Genomic DNA, 7159 nt, shown 5'->3' with positions numbered 1-7159 from the left:
TTGCAGCGACCGCGTGCTTTTGCAAGTCTAAACCGCAACGTCCAAAGCCGCGCTGTTATAGCAATGTCAAGCGCGCCGCCGCACGCAGCAAAGCCGCAAGATAGCGCGTAAATTTAGAAAATTCAAAGGATAAAAATGAAAGAAATTTCAAAGCAATATCTACTTCGCAAGGCGAAATTCCGCGGAGTTTTAGGCGCCGTGATTTTGCTAGGCATCGGCATAAGCGGCACGGTGGGCGTAAGCGACATAGACGAGGACGCGGTCGCGATTTTTAGAGTTTTAGCGCTGCTAGCGACACTAGCGATATTTTACGACTGCTTCGTTTGCCTAGAAAAGGCACTAGGCGTGCGCTTCGTTAAGACCTATAGGCTGATAGAAAGTATCCCAATCGTCGCGATTTTATGCTACTGCGCCATGGTAGTAGCGCTAAAAGAGGGCGCGATGCTAGGTCTACTCTACACCCTGCTCTACGTCCTTTCGACGTGCACGGCGGTGATAATCTGGGGCGTATTAAACTGCCGCCTAGCCACACTTAGCGGCGTGGATTTATTTAAAATCTACGGCATAGTGGTGTCCGTGACGTGGCCCTGCGAAGCGATATCGGGCGCGCTAGCTAAAATAGGCGTAATCCTCGCGCTGCCGTATCTAATCGCAGCGTCGCTGGTAACGGCGTTTTCGGGGATTTTGCTAATCATAGCGTGGATAAAATTCAACCCCGCAAGGTTATGCGGCGCGGAAAATTCTAGCGAGCTTGACGGCGCCAAGCTAGGCGCGGACGGCGAAAAACTGAGCATTTACAGCAAACTCGCCACTTTTAAGAAATCGGACGCGGACGATGCGAAAAAGCCCGCTTCCAAGGCGAGCGCAGATGATACGACCGCCGCAAGACGCCCGGGCAACCCCGGATTTAAATTCTAACTCTACTCGCAAGACGGAATTTCGCAAAATTTTTAAAATTTAAGGTGCGGAATTTTATCGCGACGCACCAGGCGAAAACACGGGATTTTGATTTAATTTTATCCGCTACGAACGCGCAAAAATTTATGGCAAAATTCCAAGCCGAAATCCGCGATCAATTTAAAATTTTAAGCAGAGGTTCAATCCAAAAATTCCGACGAAGCAAAATCCAAGCCAAAATTCCAGCTGAAATTCTAAAATTCCGATCTAAATCCCTAATCCAGCTTATTTCTAAAAAGCGACGCCGCAAAGCTCAACGTGCCCACGCCGATCAGCAGCAGCGGTACGATGAGATGCCACAGCTCGCCTAGGCCCGCGCCCTCCAGATAGATCCGCCACATGCAGTTGTTGGCATAATACATCGGATCTAGGTGCGCGATGTAGTAAAACCACCGCGGCATCGCGTCCGCAGGCGTTATCAGCCCGCTTATCATAATGCACGGCAGCAGGAACAAAAACGAGCTTACGACCGATTGTAGCGAGGTTTTGCAGACGGTCGAGATCACGAGGCCGATGCCTACGTTGCAGGCGCTAAAGATCGCGATGATCGCAAAAAGATCCGCAAAGCGCCCTCGAAACGGAATTTCAAAGTAAAATACGCAGATCAAAAACAGCGCGAGCCCCTGCGCGATCGCGATCAGCACGGGCGGCACGGCTTTGCCGATCAGCATCTCAAGCGGGTTCGCGGGCGTCATCAGCATCATATCGAAGCTCCCCTCCTCGCGCTCGCGGGAGACGCTAAACGCCGATAGCATCAGCACCTGAATCATCGAAAGCCCCAAAATCATCCCCGTCATGATCGTGTAGCGCGTGATCGTGTTTTCGTTAAAAACATAGCGCGGATTTATGCTGATTAAATTGACAAAATGCTGCGCATTGTATTCCCCCGCTATGGCCTGCACGAAGCCGATGACGGTGTTTGCCAAGGTCGTATTGCGCGAATCCGCGATGATCAAAAGCTCGTGCGTGTCCTTAAAATCGCTGCCAAAATAGATCCCGATGATCGCCTCGCCCTCGCTTACCGCGCGGCGCAGGCAGGTTAGGTCTTTGCAGCCAAGATCTGTTTTAAACATCGGCGTAGCGGCGATCTGCTGTACCAGCGCGGTGGACGTCGCATCGCGGGCGTCGTCCAAAATCGCGTAGCGCACCTGCTCGGGGGTGAAATTCGCGCCGTAGCCGAATATGATCGCCTGCACCAGCACCGGCACGATCAGCACCATGCGCGTGCCCTTGTCGCGAAACATCGCCAAAAATTCCTTTTTTATCAGCGCGCGAATTCGAAGCAGGGATTTTCGCAGAGCGTTCATCGCGCGCCCCTTTTAAATTTAACGGCGCCTTTAAATTTAACGCCATGTTCAAATTTAGCGGCGCGGGCGTGCGGAATGGAATTTAAAGATAAATTTAAACGCACTGCGGGCGCCGATTTAAATTTGCACGGTGCGGGCGTAAAATTTAAAATTCCACGGCGAAATTCTACGTTAAAAGCACCCGTGCTTTTGAAAAACCTCGGCGAAGGCATAGATGAAATGGGGCGAATTTCTTCGCATCGTTCGCGCTCACGTCTAAAGCAAAAAGGCCTTTGAGCCTAAGCCTAAAGCGAGACGACCTTTGAGCCGAAGCCCCCTTCTGCGGGCGTGCCGTCGCGAAAGCCCTTGACGCTGGGGTGCGATTTTAAAAACTCCTTTACCGCGAACGCGAGCTTGCCCGTGCCGATGCCGTGCTTTACGATGATCTCATCAAAGCCCATCACGAGGCTTTGGCTGATGAATTTATCAAGCCTGCTGATTGCTTCCTCGGCGCGCAAGCCGTGCAGATCTAGCACGAGCGACGCGGAGGCGGGCTTTTGCACCTTGATGCTGATATTTTTTGCGGGCGCGGGCGCCGCTTCGCTGCGCTTTAGCTCGCTAAGCGGCACGCGCAGCCTGATGCCGTCGCTTAGCATCAGCGCCTGGGTTTTACTGAGCGATAAAATTTCGCCCTTGATCTTGCCGTATTTTACGCGATCGCCCGCTTTAAAGCTTTGCAGCTCTGGCGCGCTAAATTCGGGCTGCTGCACGGCCCGTGCGAGCTCGTTTGCGCGGTTTATGGCGCGCTGCTTTTCGCGCACGTCGCTTAGGCTCACGCTGCGTTTGGCCTCCGAAATGGCGCGGTAGTATTCGTTTTGCAGCCTTGAAAGCTCGGCTCTCAGCTCGCTTTGCGCGCGCTCGCGCTGATCTTTTAGCGCCTCGCTTAGCGCGTCTAATTTCTCCTCTTTTTGTTGCGTTTGGGCTAGTTTTTGCTTTAGCTCAAGCTCTAAATTTATCGCTTTTGAGATCGCTTCGTTTAGGTTTTCTTTGTTTTCGCCGTAGTTTTTGCGCGCCGCGGCGATCAAATTTTGCGCTATACCGTAGCGCAGCGCGGTTTCAAAGGCGTAGGATTTGCCGATCGTGCCCTTTAAAAACTCATATTTCGGCGCGCTGTTTTTCTCGTCGTAAAGCGCCGCTAGCAGCTCCACGCGCGGATCCTTTGCTAGCAGCATCGCTAGGCGCTTGTGATGCGTGGTGATGATCATCTTCACGTCGCTGCTTATCAGCTGCTCGATCATCGCGCCGTATAAGCTCGCAGCCTCCTCAAAATCGGTACCCAGCTCGATCTCATCGACGCCGATTAGAATTTCTTTGCGCCCGAACAGCTTGCTAAAGGCAACCATCCTGCCCGCGAAGGTCGAGATGTCGTTTTTGGAGTTTTGCGGATCCTCCATTATGAGCTCGAACTCCTTAAAGGTGCCGATGCGGCTGCCGCTTGCGCGAATAGGCATCGGAAGGAGGTATTTGGCTAGCAGCGCCGCGCTTAGAATGCTTTTTAAAAGCATCGATTTTCCGCCCGCATTCACGCCGGTGATGAGTAGAATTTTGCCGCTAAATTCCACGCTCACGCGCTTTGGATTTTTAAGCGCGGGGTGGGCGAAGCTGTCTAGGACGATGTCGCGCGAGGGCTCAGGCAGGATGAACTCATAATCGCTCGCTCTTGCCATCGCGGCGCGCGCAATCAGCGCATCGACCGCGTCGAAGGCGGCGTTTATAAATTTCAGAAAGGCTAAGTTTTTATTAAAAACCGCGCTGATCTGCTTGCAGTGCTCGAATACGATCTGCTCTTTTTTATCCAAAATCGCGCTTTGAGCGGACTTCAGAGCCGAGATCGCATCGGGCAGCACGTAAAAATAGCCTCCGCTTGAGCGCGCTACGACGCTGCCTTTTAGCACGTGATTAAAGCCGCCGCGCACCAGCAGAGCCTCGGTATCGCTTATGTAGTGGATCTGCGTGTCGGCAAGATAGGGCGAAAGGGCTTTGGAATAGATCAGCCTTTTTAGCGTCTGCTCGATCTCGTCACGCTTTATCTTAAACGCCTCGTTCAGCGCGCCGAAGCGCTCGTCTATCGCGTCGCGAAAGCCGCCCTGATCGTCGAAATAATCCTTTAGTTGCGCGATGGGCTGCGGGATCTCGATCTTTGCAAGCCAAGCGGCGAGTTTGCCCTCAAAAGGCTGCTTTTTGAGATACGCAAAGTAACGGACAATCTTGCTAAACTCGTAAATTTCGCTGATATGAAGCACGCCGTGCTTTGAGATGCGCATCAGCGCGTCGTCTAGGTTTGCGACGCTCTCGCACTGCGCCAGATCAAATTTCGTAAGCTCTGAAATTTTTTCAAAATTTAGCTTACTATCGCCGCTTAAAAACAGCGGCTTTTCGCGCGCCAAAAAGCTTTTAAATTTGGCTAGATACTCGCCCAGATCGAGGCGCATAAATAGTTCGTCACTGATCATAAACGCACTCTTTGATCTTGTAGGTTTTGCCCTTAAACTCCGCACCCGCGCTTTTTTTAGCGATGAAAGCGCCCAGCGAAAAGGAGTAGGTGAAGTTCTCTCGCGTCACGATCTGCGCGGAGCCTAGCTCTTTGTCTGCGGCGAAATTTTGCACAGTTTTAGAATTTTGCGCTGTAGGGCCTTGCATAGAATTTTGCTCGGCTGCGTTAAAATTCTGCGCTGAGCCTTGGGGATCGGAGGTTTGCGTGTCGTCTCGTTGCGCGGAATTTTGTGAGACAGCGCTTCGCATACCTTCTTGGCGTACGGAATTTTGCGGCGTGCGATTCTGCGTATCGTTCTGCTGCGTAGAATTTTGCGAAGTAGGGCTTTGTGCGGAATTTTGTCCGCCCGAGACGGCGCCGTTTATTTGCGCGACCGAAGCCTGCTCGTTCGTTTGAGCGGTTGAGCTTTGCGCGGCAGAAGCGGTCTTATCCTGCGCGTTTAAATTTGCTTCGCCGGCTTGCACGCCCAAATTTTTCGCATCCTCGCCGTATTTTTCGGGAGAGGAATTTGCCGAGCCGCGAGCTTCAGAAGCGAAATTTATCGCGCTGCCGCATCTTAATCTGGCGCCTGCGTTAAATTTAAACACCATCTCCTCCTCAAGCTTAGCGGAGCGCTCGCTCGCGCTTTCATAAAAATACGCTCCCGCGCACAGCAGCACGATCAGCGCCGTGGCGATGATTTTGGCCCTTTTGCTTAAAATTTCGTCCCGCACGAAAAAGATCGCCGCGATAAATAAAAATGCGAAAATAAACACCAAAAATCTCAAATTTTATCCTTGCCCGCCCGTAGCGGAGTTTGTCTAATAAATTTGGCGAGAGCTTTCAAGCTTAAAATTCTCCGCGCAGTTGATAGGTGATGTCGCCTGCGCCAAATCCGATCACGAGCCCGTCGTTTATGATGTGGCGTACGCCGAAAATATCGCTAAATTCTATCTTCTCGCCGTTTCTAAAGACCCGCTCGGTAAATAGTGCCCCGAGCCCCTTAAACTCCTCTTTCAGATCGATGCCGTTGTTAGGCTCGCCCGCGGCGTAAACAGGCAGTACGACTAACTCCTCCACGCCCGCAAAGCACTCCTTAAAAGCGTTTAAATTCGCCTTAAGCCTGCTGAAGCGGTGCGGCTGAAAGATCGCCGTGATCTTGCTAAGACCTAGCAGGCTAGCGTATTCGCGCGCGCTTTGCAGAGTCGCTCTGATCTCGGTGGGGTGGTGGCCGTAGTCGTCGATGAGCACGAAGTTTGGGGTGGCGCACAGGATGTCAAAGCGCTTTTTGATCCCTTTGTAATTTAGTAAATTTTTGCGGATCTGCTCTAGTCCCGTCTCGCACGCAGCGGCTAGGATCGCTAGCGACGCATCGATCGCGATGTGCCTTCCGAGCCCGTAAACCTCGAAGCGTCCAAGCTCTTTTAGATTAAAGCTCATAAACGGCTGATGATCGCGCAGCAGCACCTTCAGATCCGTTATGTCGCGCGAAGGAAAGAGCTTGATACAGCCGAGCTTTATCGAGCTTAAAAACTCATCCTCGGCGTTTATCACGCGGATCTTGGCGCGCTCCAAAAAGCCGCGATACGCCGCGTGAAATTTATCCAAATCGTTGTCGTAATGATCCATATGTTCGGGCTCGGCGTTGGTCACGACCGCGACGTAGGGGTTGGAATTTAAAAAGCTTGAATCGCTCTCGTCGGCTTCGAAGATGATGTTTTCGCTGTTTTCGTATTTCATATTCGAGCCGAACTGCTTGGAGATCGCGCCGATGATGACCGAGCCGTTTATCAGCGCCGAGGTTATCGCGCTCGTGGTGCTTTTGCCGTGCGCGCCGGCGACTGCGAAGACGCGCTTGTCTTTTAGCACGAAGGGCAGGGCCTCCTTGCGCGAGAGGCAGACGATACCCTTTTTGCGCGCGGCTTGCAGCTCGACGTTGTCCTCTTTGATCGCGGCGGAGTAGATGACGATCTCCTGATCTTTGATCGCCGAAGCGTCGTGCGGAGTGATGATATCCATGCCGTCCGCTCTTAGCTTGTAGGTCGTCTCGCTCTCTTTGATATCCGAGCCTGAGATGATAAAATTTTTCTCGTGTAAAAATCTCGCTAATGCGGAGATGCCTATGCCGCCGATGCCGATAAAATGAACCTTTTTCACCTTTGTCCTTAAATAATATAATAGATAGTTATGTTTAAATTTTTAAATCCCACGTCTACGAAATTTAAAAATTTAAACCATTTTGTGCGCCTTGAAATTCGCCTTTAAATTTTACGAGCTCACGGCGTCGGGCAGCCCCGTCTCGCTACTTTCGAAAGCGCTTTTAAAATTTGAGCGCTCGAAATTTGCCGTTTTGAATTTCGCCTTTTAAAATTTAGCGTCCAAA

6 protein-coding genes are annotated in these 7159 nt (G+C 51.7%); 2 read left to right on the top strand and 4 right to left on the bottom strand.

Annotated features, from left to right (window positions below; translation table 11 throughout):
• Positions 1-135 precede the first annotated feature (135 nt).
• Positions 136-918 (top strand): hypothetical protein, encoded by a 783-nt coding sequence (locus tag Q0256_RS10510; protein ID WP_297962815.1) that lies wholly within the window; start codon positions 136-138, stop codon positions 916-918.
• 254 nt (positions 919-1172) lie between these two features.
• Here Q0256_RS10510 and Q0256_RS10505 read toward each other — a convergent pair whose 3' ends face one another.
• Entirely contained in the window at positions 1173-2264 is a 1092-nt protein-coding gene (locus Q0256_RS10505) for an ABC transporter permease (RefSeq protein ID WP_297962813.1), read from the bottom strand.
• 75 nt (positions 2265-2339) lie between these two features.
• Between Q0256_RS10505 and Q0256_RS10500 the strand changes: the two genes are divergently transcribed.
• Positions 2340-2540, top strand: a complete 201-nt coding sequence (locus Q0256_RS10500) for a hypothetical protein (RefSeq protein WP_297962811.1) — start codon at positions 2340-2342, stop codon at positions 2538-2540.
• An 8-nt stretch (positions 2541-2548) separates the two neighbouring features.
• Here Q0256_RS10500 and Q0256_RS10495 read toward each other — a convergent pair whose 3' ends face one another.
• From Q0256_RS10495 to murC, 3 genes are all read right to left on the bottom strand, one after another.
• Positions 2549-4756 carry an endonuclease MutS2 gene (locus Q0256_RS10495; RefSeq protein ID WP_297962809.1) on the bottom strand — a complete coding sequence of 736 codons (2208 nt, stop codon included), beginning with the start codon at positions 4754-4756 and terminating at the stop codon, positions 2549-2551.
• Complete coding sequence (locus Q0256_RS10490; protein ID WP_297962808.1) at positions 4746-5564, bottom strand: hypothetical protein; 819 nt, start codon at positions 5562-5564, stop codon at positions 4746-4748. The genes Q0256_RS10495 and Q0256_RS10490 overlap by 11 nt, the downstream gene beginning before the upstream one ends.
• Before the next feature lie 61 nt (positions 5565-5625).
• Positions 5626-6933: a UDP-N-acetylmuramate--L-alanine ligase gene (gene murC, locus Q0256_RS10485; protein WP_297962807.1), complete on the bottom strand. Its 1308-nt coding sequence runs from the start codon at positions 6931-6933 to the stop codon at positions 5626-5628.
• Positions 6934-7159: the final 226 nt, after the last annotated feature.

It is taken from the genome of uncultured Campylobacter sp., from assembly GCF_937949835.1.
Classification (GTDB): domain Bacteria; phylum Campylobacterota; class Campylobacteria; order Campylobacterales; family Campylobacteraceae; genus Campylobacter_B.
This window is presented reverse-complemented; position numbering and strand designations above follow the sequence as displayed.